Source organism: Nitrospira sp. CMX1, from assembly GCF_054902215.1.
On the sequence record NZ_JBUBKD010000011.1, the window covers coordinates 268,584 to 287,057 of the forward strand.

At 55.9% G+C, this 18,474-nt stretch carries 16 protein-coding genes and 1 pseudogene; 11 read left to right on the plus strand and 6 right to left on the minus strand.

What is annotated here, in order from left to right; translation table 11 throughout:
- Nucleotides 1-24 precede the first annotated feature (24 nt).
- Nucleotides 25-1,236, plus strand: a complete 1,212-nt coding sequence (locus ACYX34_RS03265; protein WP_462075126.1) for an MFS transporter — start codon at nucleotides 25-27, stop codon at nucleotides 1,234-1,236.
- Between the two features lie 330 nt (nucleotides 1,237-1,566).
- On the opposite strand, the gene ACYX34_RS03270 is transcribed toward ACYX34_RS03265, so the two are convergent.
- Nucleotides 1,567-1,761: a hypothetical protein gene (locus tag ACYX34_RS03270; RefSeq protein WP_462075127.1), complete on the minus strand. Its 195-nt coding sequence runs from the start codon at nucleotides 1,759-1,761 to the stop codon at nucleotides 1,567-1,569.
- Nucleotides 1,762-1,884: 123 nt separating this feature from the next.
- Between ACYX34_RS03270 and ACYX34_RS03275 the strand changes: the two genes are divergently transcribed.
- From ACYX34_RS03275 to ACYX34_RS03320, 10 genes and pseudogenes are all read left to right on the plus strand, one after another.
- Complete coding sequence (locus ACYX34_RS03275) at nucleotides 1,885-3,189, plus strand: TolC family protein (RefSeq protein ID WP_462075128.1); 1,305 nt, start codon at nucleotides 1,885-1,887, stop codon at nucleotides 3,187-3,189.
- Nucleotides 3,186-4,403: an efflux RND transporter periplasmic adaptor subunit gene (locus tag ACYX34_RS03280; RefSeq protein WP_462075129.1), complete on the plus strand. Its 1,218-nt coding sequence runs from the start codon at nucleotides 3,186-3,188 to the stop codon at nucleotides 4,401-4,403. Before ACYX34_RS03275 ends, ACYX34_RS03280 begins: the two co-directional genes overlap by 4 nt.
- A gap of 6 nt (nucleotides 4,404-4,409) precedes the next feature.
- Nucleotides 4,410-7,559 (plus strand): efflux RND transporter permease subunit, encoded by a 3,150-nt coding sequence (locus ACYX34_RS03285; RefSeq protein WP_462075130.1) that lies wholly within the window; start codon nucleotides 4,410-4,412, stop codon nucleotides 7,557-7,559.
- Between the two features lie 108 nt (nucleotides 7,560-7,667).
- Nucleotides 7,668-8,009, plus strand: coding sequence for a hypothetical protein (locus tag ACYX34_RS03290; protein ID WP_462075131.1), 342 nt, complete (start codon nucleotides 7,668-7,670; stop codon nucleotides 8,007-8,009).
- A gap of 284 nt (nucleotides 8,010-8,293) precedes the next feature.
- Nucleotides 8,294-8,485 (plus strand): annotated as a pseudogene (locus ACYX34_RS03295) (cation-transporting P-type ATPase); the annotation flags it as partial.
- 51 nt (nucleotides 8,486-8,536) lie between these two features.
- Nucleotides 8,537-9,010, plus strand: a complete 474-nt coding sequence (locus tag ACYX34_RS03300) for an IS630 transposase-related protein (RefSeq protein ID WP_462075187.1) — start codon at nucleotides 8,537-8,539, stop codon at nucleotides 9,008-9,010.
- A complete protein-coding gene (locus ACYX34_RS03305) occupies nucleotides 8,998-9,360 on the plus strand; it encodes a transposase (protein WP_462075132.1) in 363 nt (120 codons plus the stop codon). The genes ACYX34_RS03300 and ACYX34_RS03305 overlap by 13 nt, the downstream gene beginning before the upstream one ends.
- A 234-nt stretch (nucleotides 9,361-9,594) precedes the next feature.
- The gene (locus ACYX34_RS03310; protein ID WP_462075133.1) at nucleotides 9,595-10,605 is read left to right on the plus strand and encodes a cadherin-like beta sandwich domain-containing protein; all 1,011 of its coding nucleotides are present in this window, start codon (nucleotides 9,595-9,597) and stop codon (nucleotides 10,603-10,605) included.
- Between the two features lie 287 nt (nucleotides 10,606-10,892).
- Nucleotides 10,893-12,482, plus strand: a complete 1,590-nt coding sequence (locus tag ACYX34_RS03315) for a cadherin-like beta sandwich domain-containing protein (RefSeq protein WP_462075134.1) — start codon at nucleotides 10,893-10,895, stop codon at nucleotides 12,480-12,482.
- A 345-nt stretch (nucleotides 12,483-12,827) separates the two neighbouring features.
- Nucleotides 12,828-14,054: a cadherin-like beta sandwich domain-containing protein gene (locus tag ACYX34_RS03320; protein WP_462075135.1), complete on the plus strand. Its 1,227-nt coding sequence runs from the start codon at nucleotides 12,828-12,830 to the stop codon at nucleotides 14,052-14,054.
- A 152-nt stretch (nucleotides 14,055-14,206) separates the two neighbouring features.
- On the opposite strand, the gene ACYX34_RS03325 is transcribed toward ACYX34_RS03320, so the two are convergent.
- From ACYX34_RS03325 to rplI, 5 genes are all read right to left on the minus strand, one after another.
- A complete protein-coding gene (locus ACYX34_RS03325; protein WP_462075136.1) occupies nucleotides 14,207-14,878 on the minus strand; it encodes a response regulator transcription factor in 672 nt (223 codons plus the stop codon).
- Nucleotides 14,865-15,974: a sensor histidine kinase gene (locus ACYX34_RS03330; RefSeq protein WP_462075137.1), complete on the minus strand. Its 1,110-nt coding sequence runs from the start codon at nucleotides 15,972-15,974 to the stop codon at nucleotides 14,865-14,867. Before ACYX34_RS03330 ends, ACYX34_RS03325 begins: the two co-directional genes overlap by 14 nt.
- Before the next feature lie 150 nt (nucleotides 15,975-16,124).
- Nucleotides 16,125-16,589, minus strand: a complete 465-nt coding sequence (gene nrdR / locus ACYX34_RS03335) for a transcriptional regulator NrdR (protein WP_462075138.1) — start codon at nucleotides 16,587-16,589, stop codon at nucleotides 16,125-16,127.
- A 32-nt stretch (nucleotides 16,590-16,621) separates the two neighbouring features.
- Nucleotides 16,622-17,887 (minus strand): serine hydroxymethyltransferase, encoded by a 1,266-nt coding sequence (locus ACYX34_RS03340; RefSeq protein ID WP_462075188.1) that lies wholly within the window; start codon nucleotides 17,885-17,887, stop codon nucleotides 16,622-16,624.
- A gap of 19 nt (nucleotides 17,888-17,906) precedes the next feature.
- Nucleotides 17,907-18,389 carry a 50S ribosomal protein L9 gene (gene rplI / locus ACYX34_RS03345; RefSeq protein WP_462075139.1) on the minus strand — a complete coding sequence of 161 codons (483 nt, stop codon included), beginning with the start codon at nucleotides 18,387-18,389 and terminating at the stop codon, nucleotides 17,907-17,909.
- Between the last annotated feature and the right edge of the window lie 85 nt (nucleotides 18,390-18,474).

Here is an 18,474-nt window from a genome sequence, read left to right on the forward strand (position 1 = left end):
AGCTACCCTTTTAGGAGAAACCGCATGCCTCCTCCTCTGTCGCCGGACCGAACCAACCAACACCTCCCGACTGAAATCTGGGTCCTCGGATTCGTCAGTCTCTTGATGGACGTCTCGTCAGAGATGATCCATAGCCTGCTCCCTCTGTTCATGGTCACAGTCCTCGGGACAAGTGCCACCGCCGTGGGCATCGTCGAAGGCTCGGCCGAGTCCCTGGCGCTGATCGTGAAAGTCTTTTCCGGCACCCTCAGTGACTATCTCGGAAAAAGAAAGGTACTGGCCGTCTTTGGCTATGCCTTAGGAGCCATGACGAAGCCGCTGTTTGCCCTGGCCTCCAGCCTTGACCTCGTCCTGACAGCCCGTCTCCTAGACCGGATCGGTAAGGGTGTCCGTGGCGCGCCACGAGACGCGTTGCTCACCGATATTACGCCTCTTCATCTTCGCGGTGCGGCCTTTGGTCTGCGACAAGCGCTGGACACGGTCGGAGCCTTCCTTGGCCCACTATTGGCCGCCGGGTTGATGGTGCTCTGGATTGATGACTTTCGGGCGGTCTTCTGGGTTGCAATACTTCCCGGTCTCTTGTCGGTCGCGCTCTTGCTCTACGGTGTTCAGGAGCCCACAACTCAACAGGATCACAACCGCGTGAATCCAATCCGATGGGAGAATCTATCCCGCTTAGGAGCTGCCTATTGGTGGGTGGTTGGGATTGGAACCGTCTTCACCCTTGCCCGATTCAGTGAAGCCTTTCTTGTACTTCGTGCCCACCAGGTAGGTATCCCCCTCGCATTGACCCCGCTCATCATGGTCGCGATGAATATCATCTATGCCGGCGCGGCCTACCCATTCGGCAAACTTGCTGACCGCATGTGCCACAAGAAATTGCTCGTGCTTGGGCTGATCGTCTTGATCGGGGCTGACCTGGTGTTGGCCATGCCCGATCATTGGGGTGTCGTTCTGCTGGGTGTATGCCTGTGGGGCCTGCACATGGGTATCACACAGGGCTTACTCTCCACGATGATCGCCGACACAGCTCCGGTTGATCTGCGTGGAACTGCATACGGATTGTTCAACCTCGCGAGCGGACTTGCTATGCTCGTCGCCAGCATTCTGGCGGGGCTTCTGTGGGATCGACTGGGGGCGTCGGTCACCTTCTACGCCGGCGCGGTTTTCTGTGGGCTGGCGATATTCGGCCTGACTGTGCGTCCAACGGTTGCTCGAACCGTGAGCACTCCCTGACCTCCAATTGTGCTGTAATCGGAAGAAGAGCGACACCGGTCGTTACATGCTCCCACAAGATGTGAAGGATTACGTATATCACTGAATTTGCAGTACTGTTTATTTGGTATGGTAAATGCTTTCTGTTGTAGTGAGATCAAAGAGCTTGACTAACGCCCCACGGATACGACAAAGTCAACGCCAGCGAGCACTTGTTATGATGCACCAGACTAGAGTGCGTGGAATAGCTCTCCTGCTGTTCTTTGCGTTCTGCCAGGTCATCGGAACCATGTGTGCGGTGCCGGATCTGACGCTGGCGGACGACGTCGCGAAGCTGGCTGAAGAGATGAGTCACATGACCTGCCCGATGGACGGCACGATCATGTGTCCACCATCCGCTAGCTCGTCGCCGGCACGACAACTCAAACATGCGGCAACCAGCGACCCGGACCAGACACTGGTATCGATCGGCTCTACAGCAGTTGTCATCGCTGTCTCCATCTCGAGGCCGTGGTCTTGGAGCAGTGCTTCTTCCATTGTCCCCATCTCCATAGCCTCCTCGTCGGTTCGTCGAATTTAATTTTACGCCTCCAGTTCGTTCACTGCCACTCCGCATGTGTGCGGAGGCGGCAGTGATCCATTCATTCGACATCATCTGGAGGTGTCATCGTGAACCCATCATTCCGCCAATTTTCTGAAAGGCTGCGCCGTATCCTGACTGCTTCGTTTTTGAGCCTTGCTTCCCTTCTGCTGAGCGCCACGGGCTCCGCTCTGGCAGACGAAAGCCAACTCTCCCTCTCTGTCCTTATCGAGGAGCTAGCTGCCCACAGTCCGGAGCTCAAGGCGGCGCAAGAGCGCTGGGAAGCAGGCCAGGCGGTCGTGCCGCAAGTACAGACCTTACCGGATCCTCGTCTCCAACTCGGCTATCAACGCATGCCGATGGTACCTCCCGTGGTGGAAGGAGTGATGTATGGGGTCGGTCAAGAGATCCCTTTCCCAGGCAAACTCAAGCTGAAGGGTGAAGTGGCGCAACGTGACGCCGAACGGTTGGAGCAGGAATACAACGCGACCCGCCTGAGGCTCGTTGCCGCGCTCAAGCAAGTCTATTACGACCTGCACTTCATCCATAAAAGCATCGATATCGTGGAAAGAAACAAGGCGCTGCTGACGCAATTTGAGAAGACGGCGAAGGCTCGATACAGCGTAGGACAAGCCGCCCAACAGGATGTGTTCCGAGCCCAGGTCGAAATTTCACGCGTCCTGGATCGGCTGGCCGTCCTCGATCAGCAGAAGGAGAGCCTTCATGCAGCGATCAATCGGCTCCTGAATCGTCCACCGGACGGCCCTCTGGGCACTCCGGAAGAAGTACACAGTACCCTGCTGACACTCCCGCTCCAAGAACTCAACAGGCGGGCGAATGAATTCTCACCTGCCCTGCTCGCGACGGCAAAAGGCATTGATCGTTCTGAACAGGCTGTCTCGCTGGCGAGGCGACAGTTCTACCCTGATTTTGACGTGACGGCGCTCGGTATCCGCAACGACAAGATCAATGACAACGGGTATCAGATCATGGTGGGCATCAAGATCCCCCTGTTTTATGGAACGAAACAGAAGCAAGGCGTGCGCGAGGCCGTCGCGAATCTCGAAAGTGCCCGCGAAGACTTTGCCGCCGCCAGACAGGATCTGTTGTTTCAAGTCAAGGACGGCTTCGTCCAAGCGCAGCGAGCTGAACGGCTGATCACGATTCTGCGCGATGCCATTATTCCCCAGGCCACGCTGGGCTTGCAGGCGGCTCAAGCGGGCTATGCCGTGGGCAAAGTGGACTTTCTCACGCTGCTCAACAGTCTCTTGACGTTGCAGGACAGCCAGCTCGAATTGCACAGCGAGATGGTCAATCACGAAAAAGCGCTGGCCCGCCTTGAAGCCGTCACCGGCGGACCGTTGGATGGATCGGAAAGGAAACCGAAATCATGAGTCGCCGTCGGCATATCGGAAAGGGTTCACTCCTGATCCTCACGATAGTCGGTTTGGCATGGCCGATATCACACCCCGCGATGCTCCTACCGGCGGAATCCAAACAAGACGAGATGGCTGGGATGGACATGCCGGGGATGGAACAGTCCCGTACCCCTGACGCCTCACGCCTCACGCCCGAAGCTGGTACGATCACCATTCCGCCGGAACGGCTGCAAACGATCGGCGTGAAGTACGGGCAAGTAACCCGCCGTCCCTTAGAGAAAACGATCCGAACCGTGGGACGCGTGGCCGTGGATGAGCGCCGGCTTGCCAAGGTCACCATCAAGTTTCACGGGTGGATCGAGGAGCTGTTCGTCAGCGCGCTCGGGGACCATGTGAAGAAGGGACAGAGGCTGTTTACGATCTACAGCCCCGATTTAGTCGCAACCCAGGAAGAATATTTACTGGCGCTTCAAAGCCGGAAGCAGCTCGGCGAGAGCGAATTCCCGGAAGTGGCCGGCAGCTCCCAAGAACTGCTGGAAGCCACGCGGCATCGCTTGCACCTCTGGGATATTTCCGAGGAACACATCCGCGACTTGGAACGGACGAAGCAGGTGAGGAAGACCTTACCGATTCATTCACCGATTGCCGGGACCGTCATTCGTAAGGAAGTCGTGCAAGGCACCCATGTTGAACCGGGCCAAGAACTGTACACCATCGTCGATCTGTCCCGCATCTGGATCCTCGCGGACATCTATGAATACGAACTCTCCTTCGTGAAGGCCGGGCAAAAAGCCGCCGTCACTCTCTCCTATGATCCGAGCACGGTCCTGACCGGACAGTTGGGTTTCATTTATCCGACATTGGACCCGAAGACCCGCACGGCCAAGGTGCGGTTCGAATTAGCCAATCCGAAGGAGAAACTCAAACCGGACATGTATGCCAACGTGGAGTTGCGGGTGAATTTGGGCACTCGTCTGGCGATCCCGCAAGAAGCCATCATCGAATCCGGCCAAAAGCAAGTCGTCTTTCTCCATCTGGGCGGCGGGAAGCTCGAGCCGCGCCTGATCAAAACCGGAGTGAAGACCGGCGAGTGGTCTGAAGTGCTGACGGGCCTGAACGAAGGCGAGCACATCGTCACCTCGGCCAACTTCCTGATCGACAGCGAAAGCCGTCTGAAATCGGTCATCGAGGGCATGGGCGGAATGCCGGGCATGAAGATGAGCGAGTGACCGATCATGGTTGAACGGATTATCGACTACAGTGCAAGAAACCGCTTCATCGTCTTCCTCTTAGTCTTCTCGCTGTCCGCCGTGGGGCTCTGGGCCATGTGGCAGACGCCGATCGACGCACTGCCCGATATCTCCGACACACAAGTCATCGTCTATACGACCTGGCAAGGCCGTTCGCCTGATCTCGTCGAAGACCAAATTACCTATCCGATTGTCACAGCGCTCCTGTCGGCTCCCAACGTCACAGTCGTCCGTGGCTTCTCGGACTTCGGCTATTCCTATGTCTACATTTTGTTCAAGGACGGCACGGACATCTATTGGGCGCGCTCGCGGGTTCTCGAGCGTCTTAATCAACTGTCGGGGCGGATGCCCGAGGGTGTGGCACCGCAACTCGGCCCGGACGCGACCGGCGTAGGCTGGATCTTTCAATATGCCTTGGTTGATGAATCAGGGCAGCAAGACCTCGCCTCGCTGCGCAGCTTCCAGGACTGGTATCTTCAGTATTGGTTACGATCCGTCGAAGGTGTCGCCGAAGTGGCAAGCATCGGAGGCTTTGTCCGGCAATACCAGGTCAATCTCGATCCGACCAAAGTCCTGGCCTATCGGTTGTCCCTTCCTTCCATCGTCGAAACGATTCGCGAAAGCAACAACGATGTCGGTGGGCGCATCGTGGAATTTTCCGGCATCGAATATGTCATCCGAGGACGTGGCTATCTCAAGAAGGCGGAAGACATCGAAAAGATCGCAGTCGGCGTCAACGAAAACGGGACGCCGATTCTCTTGCGCGATGTCGCGACCGTCCGGCTGGGGCCTGATATGCGGCGAGGCCTCGTGGAATTGAACGGCCAAGGTGAAGTGGCAGGTGGCATCGTGATCATGCGCTTCGGAGAGAACGCGCTCACGGTCATCGAGCGGGTGAAAGCCAAGCTCAAGGAACTCGAGCCCTCTCTGCCGAAAGGCGTCAAGATCGTCCCTGTCTATGATCGCAGCGACTTGATCCACGAATCTATCGCCACGGCTAACGAAAGTCTCCTGGAAGAATTGCTCGTGACCGGGGTGTTGATTATTGCGTTCTTACTTCATGTCCGCTCCGCTGTCGTCCCCATCCTTACTCTACCCATCGCCGTGCTGTTGGCCTTCATCCCTATGTATCTCATGGAAATCGGCATCAACATCATGTCGCTCGGCGGCATCATCGTTGCCATCGGCGACATGGTGGATGCGGCGATTGTCATGGTCGATAATGCCCATAAGCGCCTGGAGGAGTGGGAGCGGGACGGACGAGTCAGTGAGCGGCTTCAAATCCTCATCGATTCGGCCAAGGAGGTGGGGCCGCCGATTTTCGCGTCGGTGTTGGTCATTGCCATCTCCTTCATTCCGGTCTTCGTGCTGGAAGCGCAAGAAGGCCGGATGTTCAAACCGCTGGCCTGGACCAATAACCTGGCCATCGCTATGTGCGCGGTCTTGGCCATCACATTGGTCCCGGCCTGTCTGCCGACCTTTATTCGCGGCAAGATCTTTCCGGAACAGAAACATCCCGTCAGTCGTTCTCTGCAATGGCTCTACGCACCCGTCCTACGCCTGGCCCTCTGTTACCGGAAGACCGTCGTCATCGGAGCGCTCGCGCTGATGGGCAGCATCGTCCCGCTGTATCAGAAGATGGGCTCGGAATTCATGCCGCCGCTCTACGAAGGGACGATTCTCTACATGCCGACGACCTTGCCGGGCCTCTCCATCACGGAAGCCGGGCGCATGTTGCAGATCATGGACCAGAAACTCCGTTCCTTCCCCGAAGTGGACCATGTGTTCGGTAAAGCCGGACGAGCAGAAACCTCCACCGATCCCGCGCCCTTCAGCATGATGGAAGTCGTCGTCGAACTGAAACCGAAAGACCGATGGCGGCCGAGGCTCAGTTATGAAAGCTTGGTGGATGAAATGGACCGGGCCATGCAATTCCCCGGAGTGACAAATGCCTGGACCATGCCGATCAAATCGCGGATCGATATGCTCACGACCGGCGTCCGCACTCCCGTGGGGATCAAAATCTTCGGGCCGGACCTGAAGCAGATCGAGGAGATCGGGAAACATTTGGAGATGGTCTTGAAAGATGTTCCCGGCACCAGGAGCGCCTATGCGGAACGGGTATCCGGCGGCTATTTCCTCGATTTCGAAATCAACCGTGAGGAGATCGCCCGCTACGGACTCAAACTCATGGATGTTGGCCGGATCATCGAATCGGCCATCGGTGGTGAAAACATCGCGACGACGATCGAAGGGCGTGAGCGCTATCCGATCAACGTGCGCTATCTTCGGGAATTGCGGGACGATCCTCAGAAGCTCCAACGAGTCATCGTGGACACACCGACGGGCGCCCAAGTACCGCTGGCCCAACTCGCGACGCTGCGATTCGTCAACGGCCCTCCCATGATCCGTGATGAAAACGGCCTGCTCGCCGGCTACGTCTTCCTTGATATGACGGGCCGTGATGTCGGGAGCTATGTGGAGGAACTTAAGAAGGCCGTGGCGGACAAGATCCAGTTGCCGTCCGGTTATACCATCGTCTGGTCCGGTCAGTATGAGTTCATGCAGCGGGTCAAGGAACGGCTGAAGTTGGTTCTCCCGCTGACGCTCGTGATCATCTTCGTCACATTCTACTTCTCATTCGAGTCGGTGGCGAAGACCTTCATGGTGATGGTCGGGGTGCCGCTCTCGTTGGTCGGGGCTGTCTGGTACCTGTCGATCCTCGACTACAACATGAGTATTGCCGTGTGGATGGGACTGATCACCGTCGTGGGGACCGCGGCGGAAACCAGCGCAGTCATGCTGGCCTATTTGGATGAGGCCTGTGCCAGACGCAAAGCGGTCGGCGGCCTCACGACGTTACAAGATCTGATCGACACCGTCCAGCTTGGGGCGGTCGAACGTATCAGGCCCATGGCGATGATCGGCTTGGTCGACGTCATCGGGTTGATCCCGGTCATGTGGGCCACGGGGACCGGAGCAGATGTGATGAAGCGGATTGCCGCGCCACAAGTCGGCGGCGTCTTCTCGGCCATGATTCTGACGCTGTTCGTGATTCCTCCGGTCTATGTCATGTGGCGGTGGTGGAGCGAGAGCAGGAACGGATATGCGAGGAAGACCGGGCAAGAAATGTAGGGAACAGTTACCCTGCGAACGCGAATTTCTGAAAGATGACCATCATCTGCAACACTCATTGACGTCTCGTGCGCGCGAACATCCAACATTAAGAAGAAGGAGAAATCCATGAAGATCTCACGGCACTTGGCATGGATCGTATTGTTGTTCAGCGTGGTCTTCACCGCCTGTTCGACTGCTCCACCCCGCGAACTGATTGACCGCAACGATCACAGTGGATTGGCGGCGTGGTATGAGCAGGAGAGTCTACGTCTGAAAGGGAAAGCAGAGGAGATGCAACAGATGATTGACCGGTATGCCGCATTTTCTGCTCCACATCTTACTCCAAAAGAAACCAGAGTAGATCTGATCGCTCATTGCCGCGACTTTATGCACTATTACATGAAAGCCGCCGAAGAAGCGGAGACTCTCGCCAAGCTACATCGAGAACAGAAACCAGTCATTCCATGATGGGAAACACGATGCTTTCTAGCTGAGGTTCGGCGGAAGGGCAACCAGCCCGCTTCTCGCATGGGCCGGACCCAGTTTCAGACACGGTTCAGCAGCGCGCAGGCAGCAGCGAAGATTTCAGCCGAAAGACCTGAAAAGAAGGAAGCATAAGGCTGCGCTAGTCGGGCTGAACTCAGATAACCATCGTCTCATCGGGCGCCAGCATAGGAACACACGCGATGCAATAAGGCAACGATTCCGTGGTATCTGCTGACAATGACACGATTCGAAAGAAGCCCCCATTGATGACCACAACACCTTCCACTGTTGAACAACCGAAAGGCAACGCCTGGCATAGCCGATCGGCTGAGGACATATTGGCCCAACTCGGCTCCACAGTCTCCGGACTTTCTTCACCTGAGGCCGCACGTCGGCTCGCTGAGAACGGTCCGAACGAGTTGAAAGAAGGTAAACCCATCAGCCCGGTCCAGATGTTTTTCTTCCAGTTTATAGCGAAGCCCACAGGTACTGATAGACATAGAGTGCGCATGAGATGCTCAGGAGATTTGCGCCAACGAGTGGTGGATGTTGTCCGGAGTGGTGACAGCAAGGTGGAGGCGGCTCGGCGGTTCAAAGTGGGCGAGGCCAGCGTGTGCCGGTGGCTCAACCACGGTGGGCTGACACACCAGCGCCCTGGGCCTAAAACCGCTCACGCACTGGATGGGGAGGCCTTGCGGCGTCATGTCACCACGCATGCCGACCTGACACAGGCGCAAGCGGCTCGGCATGTCGGGGGCTCACGCCATTGCATCTGGACCGCCCTCCACAAGATGGGGGGACCCGGGGAAAACCGACCGGCTACACAGAGCGCAGCCCGCTGCAACGAAGAACGTTGCTGCGTCTTCGGGAGCGGGACCGACGTCGCGGCCTGCAGCTCGTGCCTGTCGATGAGTGCGGCTTCGCGCCTTCCGTCACACGCCGCTAGGGGTATGCCCACAAGGGACACCGCGTGTACGGCCTGACGTCCGGGCCTAGAAGACCTCGCACCTCGCTCATTGCCGCGCGCATCGGGCCAGAGCTTGCAGAACCGGTCCTCTTCGACGGCACGTGCGATGCCGAGATGTTCAACGCCTGGCTCAAGGTACGGCTGTGCCCACGTCTGACCTGCGTGCACCTGGTCATCAGGGACTACGCGGCCTTTCACAAACCCCCGGAAACGGCGGAGCTCATCCAGCACACCGGGGCCACGCTGTTGTTGCCACCGTATTCCCCAGACCTCAACTCCCTCGAGCACGACTTCGCCGTGCTCAAGCAACGCCTGGAATATCAGGAAACCACGTCAATCAATCAGCTCGTGAAGGCCTATCAATGATTATCCGCTTGGCCATAATTACAGGCATCCCCTATCAGCATGCTCCTGCTTGAAGCGTTGCCCCACCAGTTCGGGACGCCTCTTCACGTACCCTGTTTGTCCATACACAAGTAGGGATAGACCGTCCAGGAAACCCTTCCGTAATATCTGCACCTCCCATCTTGATTCACATGGGTAGCTGAGCCCAACAGAATTTCCAGCACGGCGAATCACGGCAAATACTGTGGGTCTATTATGAAACATCGCTTCACCGGCCCAGCACAATATCTTGTTCTCACTCTTCTCTTAGGCGCCATCGGATTCGGTGTCTACGGCTGCAAAGACACAGGGGGGATTGATCCGGGGCCCGAGCTGGCCAGCCTCTCCGTTTCCGGCGCATCACTTCAACCTCCGTTCGCAAGCGAAACAACCGGCTACAGCGTCGATCTTCCCAGCGACCAGCCTGACGTCACCATCTTGGCAACCAAGTCTGAACCGAAGGATGTGTTGTCCGGTGCCATCACTGCCCCGGCAGGGCAAGCCACTGGCCAAACCACGATTCAAGCCCCCAGTCCCGGATCAAGCAAAGACGTCTCCTTGACCGTCACGTCCTCCGATGGACGAGCCAAGATCTACACCATTACCCTCAGGATAAGCACCCGCGGTGGAGACAACAGCCTCAAGAGTTTGACCCTGTCACCAGGAACCTTATCTCCTACCTTTTCTGCAGGCACTCAAGCCTACACGGTAAACGTGGCCGGCACTACCGCCGAAGTCACTGTCTCGGCAACCAAGTCTGATCCCAATGCCGTGATCTCGGGTGATGTGCCGAACGAAGGGCACGCAACGATCAAACTAGACGGGCCAGGAACAACCAAGATTGTCTCGATTGTCGTCACGGCATCGAATGGAATCTCAAAAACCTACACTGTCACCGTCAACCGAGCCCTGACGTCCAGTGATGATACTCTCTCTGCCTTGACGGTCAGTCCTGGCTCCTTGGATCCTGATTTCGCTTTGAACATCCTGAGCTACCGAGTAACCGTACCTAATGACGTGGACAGCGTGACCATCTCTGCGACAAAATCCGATCCCAATGCTATGATGTCCGCTCTTGGCTCCGTGATCGCGGCGACAGGGACCCCGACGGGACACATCTCTATCCCACTAACTGCAAGACGTACTGAGGTGGACCTGACCGTCACCGCACAGGATGGTATGACAACACAGTCCTACACCATCACCGTCATCAGGTCTCGCAGATAGACAGTGGAAGCTGGCACGGAGCCCATCGTCCATAGCCGGCTTATATGCAACGATGCGTCTGAATCACTGAGCTGAGGTTCGTACACACCAAGCCACTCCTCCCTCCTAGTCAGTCCATTGACCCGACCAGTCAGATCCGCTATATCAACTATCATTCGCTGTTCGAGTTGCAAAAATCGTGAGAACCAGGCTGAACTCTTCGGTATGTTTCGCCTCTGACGGTCTGCGCTGACCAGAACAGATGAATCCATTACTTCGTGCAGCAACAGACCATCTCTGGAACCAACATGAAAGACATTTTGACTATAGCGAGAGCCGATTGGATTGCCCTTTACCTCATTGGGCTCTGTTTGACTCCTTACGGTTGTAAAGACTCGTCGTCGGTTTCGGATAAACCCGCTGTCCCACTCGCCAGTCTCAGCATCACGCCTGCAACCCTCCAGCCAGCGTTTTCAAGCGATACCACGAACTACACGGCTGAGGCCCCAACAGCCGCTACCAGCATCATGGTCACAGCTACTCCAGCGGACAGCACAGTGACGGTATCAATCGATGGGGCCGTCACCACACAGCGTTCCATTGCCCTCGATCAGCCTGGGTCGACTAAAACGATCCCCATCGTTTTGACAACACAGACCGGCTCGGAGAGTACCTATGCAGTCCATGTGACACGACTGCTCTCAAGTGATCACAACCTCAAGACATTGACCGTCACGCCAGGCCCACTGAGCCCAGCCTTCAAGTCAGACCATTCGACCTATACCGTCGATGTGGCCACCACTGTAACCAGTGTCACTGTTACCGCAAACAAGTCTGATCCTGAGGCCGTAATCTCAGGCAATCTGACCAACGAGGGAACGGCCACCATCCAACTCGATGGACCTGGAACCAGTAAGACTATTGCCATCACCGTGACGGCTCCAAATCAAACCAACAAGACCTACCGCATTACCATCAACCGCGCGGCATCGAGCAACAACAGTTTGTCGGCCTTGAGCGTGACGCCAGGCTCCTTGAGTCCCTCCTTTGCTGCAGGGACGTTGGCCTACAAGGTGGAGGTGGGTACCAAGGTGACCAATGTCGCCATCGTGGCAACCAAGGCGGATTCGAACGCCGTGATTTCGGGTGACGTTCCCAATGAAGGACGGGCTACCATCCAACTGGATGGACAGGGAACACAAAAAGATGTCTCCATTCATGTGGCGGCTCAAGATGGCAGCGTAAAAACTTACACCATCACGGTCAAACGAGCCGCCCCTTCAAGCAACAACAACTTGTCAGCTCTCGGCGTGGCACCCGGTACTCTGAATCCCGCCTTCACCTCCGAACAGTTGACCTATACCGTCGATGTGGCGACCCATGTCACCAGTGTCGACGTCTCTGCGACCAAAGCCGACCCGGATGCCGTGATGTCTGGTTCGGTATCAACCGGAACGGGTGTTGCCACAGGACATGCACCCATTTCACTCAGTAGCCCAGGGTCTCCGACACAGGTGTCACTTACCGTCACTGCGCCCAGTGGCACTTCCAAAACCTATTCCATCACTGTCAACCGACGCCCCTCGAACGACAGTAGTCTGTCGGCCTTAAACGCGAGTGCCGGCTCATTGGATCCTCCCTTCGTCTCCAACAGCCTGACCTATACCGTGACGGTCGGCCTTCTCGTCGGCAGCGTCACCATCACAGCGACCAAGACTGATCCAAGTGCCACGATGTCTGCGCTTGGCTCGGTGATCGCCTCACCCGGTACCCCAACCGGTCAGGTGACGGTCTCTCCGGGATTTGGGGTTGGCACAAAAGTAGACATGACTGTGATCGCGCAGGACGGAATCAACACAACGACCTATTCGATTACTGCGATCCGAGGACTCTTTTAGAAGCCGGCCTCTATGATGAAAACGTGAAATTCGTCGGCCCTCTCGATTGACCCGACCACGTAGATTCGCTATAGGTGTCATATATTGGCACGCATGCTTGGTAATGGCATGCAGATCCTCAATCAGCCCATAGCATCTCTATACACTTGCTCTATTCGTCAAAATCAGACAGACCATCTTCTCGGGTGCTGAGAAAGTGACCATGTGTCCATGAGAAACCTGCTCGTTTCCGCACGCTACCAGATCACTGCTGTCTTTCTCGTTACCCTCTGCCTTAGCGCTTCTGGTTGCAGAGACAGCGTATCGACTTCAGAGAACACAGTAGAAGTTCCTCTTTCTAGCTTGGTGATCACCCCTCCCGGTACGCTCCAACCGGCGTTTTCCAGCAATATCACGAGCTATACCGCCATCGTGCCCACCGTTGTGACCAGTATTACAGTGACGGCCAGTCCCAAAGACACCACAACAACGATCCTCATTAACGGAACGAGTACCCCTGCAGGACAAGGTCACCCTGTGTCACTTGGCCAGCCAGGGTCGACCACACCCATCGAGGTAGTCGCTTCCTCGCAAAATGGGATCGAAAGCAAGTACCGTGTCGCGGTCACACGACTATCGAACGACAATAGCGTATCGGCCTTGAAGGTAACAGCCAACAACGTCGCTCAACCGTTGGCACCGGGAATTGATGCGAATACCCTTGACTACACAGCCAATGTTTCCAACACCATTGAGCAGGTCACAGTCGAGGCAACCAAATCCGACCAGAATGCTACGATGCTGATGAGTTCAGGGCTGAGCTCCGTGACCATCGGACCAGGGATCAATCCAGGACAATTGCCGATCACACTTGGTGGGCCAGGAACGTCCACCCTCGTGTCGCTCGAGCTGACCGCACCAAACGGCAGCAAGAAAACTTACCAGATCACCGTCACCCGACTATCTGGCAACAATACGCTAAGGGAGTTGTCCGTCATACCAGGCACCTTCGATCGTCCGTTTGATCCAGCAACCACAGCCTACACCGTGACAGCACCGACCACGGCTGAACAGGTGACCGTCACGGCCACCAAGTCTGATCGGCTTGCAGCAATGTCTGGGAACATAACAGCTGGTGCGGGGCTCGAGACTGGTACCGGGACTTTCCAGTTAGGGGCACCAGGATCAGAGCTACCTCTGGCCATTACCGTCGCCGCGCCGGACCCTAGTGTCGTTCCACGAGAATACCGTCTCATCGTCAAACGACCACTCCCTTCAAACAATGCGAGTCTGGCCGCCTTGACGACAAATGCCGGATCCTTCGATCCACCGATCTTTACTCCGGACAGGAAGAACTATGAAGTGAAGGTCGGACTCCTCATCGGCAGCGTCACCCTCACGGCGACAAAATCCGATCCAAACGCCACAATGTCTGCGCTCGGTTCGGTGATCGCCTCACCCGGTACCCCAACCGGCCAGGTGACTGTCACACCGGGGTTTGGGATCGGGACACCCGTCAACATTGATGTGAGGGCAGAGGATGGAGTCAACAGCTCCACGTACACAATTACCGTAGTTCGAGGGCTGTTCTAGCAGGTCATCTCGCTCAAGACGTTTCTAGCCCCTTCCTCACTCAGGACTTGGAGCCTATCTCCGGTCTCGCTTGCGACTCACCCCTGCTCCCACCTCTCAACGGAAGCACACACGCCTCTGGTGACAGGCAAGCGAGCCGTATCCGCCGAAATCTACCGCTTCGGATCCAGCTCGATCAGACCTTTGCGGATGGCGAGAATGGCCGCCTGTGTACGGTCATAGACTTGCAGTTTGTGAAAGATGTTCCGGACATGATTCTTTACCGTCTTTTCACTCAAATCCAGGCTGTTGGCGATTTCCTTATTGGTCTTTCCATCGGCAACCAACCGCAACACGGTAATCTCTCGTTCCGTTAAATCATGTTCGGCCCATGCCGGCTTTTTCCCCTTTTTCTGGGCCATGAGCGAAAACTCCGCCAGAATCTTGCTGGCGACCGACGGGTGGATCAACGATTCTCCGCGATAGATCGCACGAATGGCCGCCACAATCTGCGACGATTCGGAATCTTTCAGCAAGTATCCCGTCGCACCTGCGCGGACCAGATCAAAGATGTATTGCTGCTCCTCATACATGGTCAACGCAACGACACCGATGTGCGGGAACTCGCGCTTGATCTGTCTGGTCGCCTCGACGCCACCCATCCGCGGCATACTCACGTCCATCAGGATGACGTCCGGAAGCAATGCTCGAGCTTTCTCCACCGCTTCCATCCCATCCTGCGCCTCCCCGATAACATGAATGTCTTCCTTCGTTTTCAGGATGGCAGCCAACCCTTCTCGGACGACCCGATGATCGTCGGCGATGAGGACCTTAATCTTTTCCATGCTGTCGTTCCTCCTTCTGACCCAACGGCACTTCAACGACGATACGTGTGCCTTTCCCCGGTTTGGATTCGACTCGCCCCTCCCCTCCGACCAATCGCGATCGTTCCAAAATCCCCTTAATCCCAAAATGGTCCCACTTTTCAGGGTCCCGCAATACGGTGTCCATATCGAATCCAATTCCGTTATCGGTGATCGTCACCCGCAAGAGATCGATGTCGATATCCAACTTGATCGTCACACGGTCTGCCTTGGCATGTTTTTCAACATTGCCCAACGCTTCTTGGATGATGCGAAAGAGAAACATCTTCGTCCGAGGAAACAGAATTTGCTCGTCCCCGGAGAAGGCAAACTTGGTGGTGATATGCGTCTGAGTTTGATAGGACTTGAAATAGTTGGTCAGCGCCGGAATCAATTCCATCTTGTCATAGTGCAGGGGACGCAAATTGAAGATGACCTGACGGGCCTCCTGAATCGCCAGTTTCAGCTGAGCCTTGCTCTCCTTGAGGGTAGCCAAACTTGCGCGTGGATTCTTTCGAAGCAGCTGCTGGCATAGATCGAGCTTGAAGTTGACCCCTGCCAAGATCTGCACGAATCCATCATGAATCTCGCAGGCAATTCTGGTCCGTTCATCCGTCACCGCTGCACCGGTTTCCTTCACATACAATCGATAGAGGGATTGATACTTGTTCAGGGTTTTCTCGATCTCCGCCGTCGCCCGAATTCTGGCTTCGATCAGCTCCCACATGAATTTTGCACTGACTCCTCCAATGACAGTCACACCCATCCGGTGAAAATCTTGGAGAAATTGCCACACATCTGGGTCCCCCGACACATCAATGATCAGGTCGACACGCTCCATCGTGAGTAAGTGCTGATAGTCTTGGGTCACCGGGATTTTCAATTGTTTGGCCAATGCAAGTCCCGGTGCCTCAGGATTGATCTCCGCGACGCCGACGATCTGCACCAACGGGTCGTTCGCAAAGATCTCAATCAGTGCGGTGCCGCCGCGACCGGCACCAATGATAGCGACGCTGGTTGCCGCAGAGGTCGATTGGTTTCGCTTCCCACGCTGAGACAGCGGCTTGATCATCGGCATGGAGATTCTAAAAGGGTGGCCTGAACAATTCGGGAGGACATGCTCACTATCCTGCTCATACTCAAATCGCTGGCCTGACCACCATGCAGGATATGAATACCCTAGACAGAACCATGTTGAGAGGAGAGATGGGGCAACAGTGATCGAGGGTCAAGGCTCGCTACGTTCCTGCGCCAAGGTCTTCAACTCGTCCATGAATTGGTCAATGTCCTTGAATTCCCGATACACCGACGCAAATCGGACATAGGCGACCTGGTCCAGTTGATGCAGTTCCTTCATCACTTCTTCCCCCACGATCCGGCTTTCGATCTCCGTCTCGCCCATCTCTTGAATATGTTTTTCAATGCGGTCGGTCACAGCCTCAATAGTGCTGATACTGATCGGCCGTTTTTCGCAGGCTTTTTTTAAGCCCACGAGAATCTTATTGCGATCGAACGATTCACGCCGGCCGTCCTTTTTCACGACAACCGGGAGAATCTCTTCGACACGCTCGTAGGTCGTATAGCGGCGTTTACACCCAAGGCATTCGCGACGGCGACGGATGACCTCGCCTTCTTTGGCCATGCGGGAATCGACTACCTTGTCTTCAAGTTCATCGCAGAAGGGACATTTCACTGCGGGCGACCTGCTCTCTGGCTATCGGCTGACTAGTAGGGATGAAAGATTGGGAACCGGCCGCACAAAACTTTGGCCTGCTCACGAACCTCTTCCAAGATCGTCTGGTCCTGTCGGTGCTGGAGGACACGGTCGACTAAGCCGACAATCTGTTTCATCTCCGGCTCACGCATCCCGCGTGTCGATACGATGGGCGACCCTAAGCGGATACCGCTCGCCACCGCCGGCGGTTTTTCATCGTACGGCACGGCATTCTTGTTGACGATAATTCCTGCAGCATCGAGCGCCGCGTCCGCCTCTTTCCCGGTAATCTCCTTGTTCGAGAGATTCAGCAGCATGAGATGGGTATCGGTGCCACCCGAAACGATCTTATAGCCGCGATCTACGAATCCCTGTGCCAACACTTTCGCATTGGCTAAAACTTGTTGTTGATAACGCTTGAACCCCGGGGACAAGGCCTCCTTGAAGGCCACAGCCTTGGCCGCGATGACATGCATCAACGGGCCACCCTGCAGCCCCGGAAACACCAATTTGTCGACGGCCTTGGCATATTCTGCTCGACACATCGTCACCCCGCCACGAGGCCCACGCAGCGTCTTATGAGTCGTCGTCGTCACGAAGTCTGCATAGGGAACCGGGTTCGGATGAAGTCCCGCAGCAATGAGCCCGGCAATGTGGGCGATATCCACCAACAAATAGGCCCCGACGGATTTGGCGATCTGCTGGAAGCGAGGGAAATCCAAGATCCTGGCATAGGCACTGGCTCCGACCACGATCATACGTGGACGGCACTCTTCCGCAACCTTCTGAACGGCATCGTAATCAATGGTCTCGGTCTGGCGATCGACTCCATAGGAAAAGACACGGAAGAGAATTCCGGAGAAATTGACTTTGCTTCCGTGCGTGAGGTGGCCACCCTGAGCAAGATCCATCCCCAAAATCGTATCGCCTGCTTTAAGGACGGACAGATACGCCGCCATGTTGGCCTGCGAGCCGGAGTGCGGCTGTACATTGACATGCTCAGCCCCAAAGATTTGCTTACAGCGCTGGATGGCCAAATCCTCAACTTCATCCGCATGCTGACACCCACCGTAGTACCGCTTCCCAGGATAGCCTTCGGCATACTTGTTGGTGAGCAACGAGCCTTGCGCCGCCAAGACCGCAGGACTGGCGAAGTTCTCCGAAGCAATCAGCAACAACTTTTCGCGTTGCCGAATTTCCTCAGCCTCAATCGCCGAACAAACCTCAGGATCTGCTGACTTCAGGGCATCCCAGGAACCGAGTGCATAGCTGTTCATCGTATCCATCGTCGAATCCCTATGCTGATGTGGTCGGCGCTTCAGCTTCTTGTGCGTCTTGCTTCTTCACCACATGAACTTTCACCGTGGCCACCACATCCCTCGGCATCTTGATCGGAACAACCACCGTACCGAGTTCTTTGATCGGCTGTGCCAATTGAATCTTTCGCCGATCCACCGTGACACCCTGCGCCGCCAAGCCTTCTGCGATGTCTTTCGTGGTGACGGAGCCGAACAGCTTATCGTCCTTGCCCGCCTGCATCTCGATCGTCAGCGACACCGCCGAGACTTTCTTGGCATGGACCTCGATTTCCAGCTTTTCTTTCTTGGCCTTCTCAGCCGCTACTCGTTTGGCATGCTCGAAAGCCTTGATGCTCCGACTGTCGGCTTCGACGGCCTTCCGCCGAGGCAGCAAGTAGTTTCTCGCAAATCCATCGGCAACGTTGATGAGATCGCCGAGATGACCTACCCCTTCCAGGGTTTCTTGAAGAATAACTTTCATAGCCCTACTCCTTCACATAATAAAGTCCCAGAGAATACTGAGCTGGCTGCGAAATGTCAATTCGGATGGATACGAGTGAGGACGC

Excerpts from the sequence above, each read along its gene's own strand:
- ACYX34_RS03310 (WP_462075133.1), top strand. The coding sequence starts at position 9,595 with ATGAAACATCGCTTCACCGGCCCAGCACAATATCTTGTTCTCACTCTT.
- ACYX34_RS03265 (WP_462075126.1), top strand. The coding sequence starts at position 25 with ATGCCTCCTCCTCTGTCGCCGGACCGAACCAACCAACACCTCCCGACT.
- ACYX34_RS03330 (WP_462075137.1), bottom strand. The coding sequence starts at position 15,974 with ATGCCGATGATCAAGCCGCTGTCTCAGCGTGGGAAGCGAAACCAATCG.
- ACYX34_RS03340 (WP_462075188.1), bottom strand. The coding sequence starts at position 17,887 with ATGAACAGCTATGCACTCGGTTCCTGGGATGCCCTGAAGTCAGCAGAT.
- rplI (WP_462075139.1), bottom strand. The coding sequence starts at position 18,389 with ATGAAAGTTATTCTTCAAGAAACCCTGGAAGGGGTAGGTCATCTCGGC.
- ACYX34_RS03290 (WP_462075131.1), top strand. The coding sequence starts at position 7,668 with ATGAAGATCTCACGGCACTTGGCATGGATCGTATTGTTGTTCAGCGTG.
- ACYX34_RS03315 (WP_462075134.1), top strand. The coding sequence starts at position 10,893 with ATGAAAGACATTTTGACTATAGCGAGAGCCGATTGGATTGCCCTTTAC.
- ACYX34_RS03270 (WP_462075127.1), bottom strand. The coding sequence starts at position 1,761 with ATGGGGACAATGGAAGAAGCACTGCTCCAAGACCACGGCCTCGAGATG.
- ACYX34_RS03285 (WP_462075130.1), top strand. The coding sequence starts at position 4,410 with ATGGTTGAACGGATTATCGACTACAGTGCAAGAAACCGCTTCATCGTC.
- ACYX34_RS03280 (WP_462075129.1), top strand. The coding sequence starts at position 3,186 with ATGAGTCGCCGTCGGCATATCGGAAAGGGTTCACTCCTGATCCTCACG.
- ACYX34_RS03300 (WP_462075187.1), top strand. The coding sequence starts at position 8,537 with ATGAGATGCTCAGGAGATTTGCGCCAACGAGTGGTGGATGTTGTCCGG.
- ACYX34_RS03325 (WP_462075136.1), bottom strand. The coding sequence starts at position 14,878 with ATGGAAAAGATTAAGGTCCTCATCGCCGACGATCATCGGGTCGTCCGA.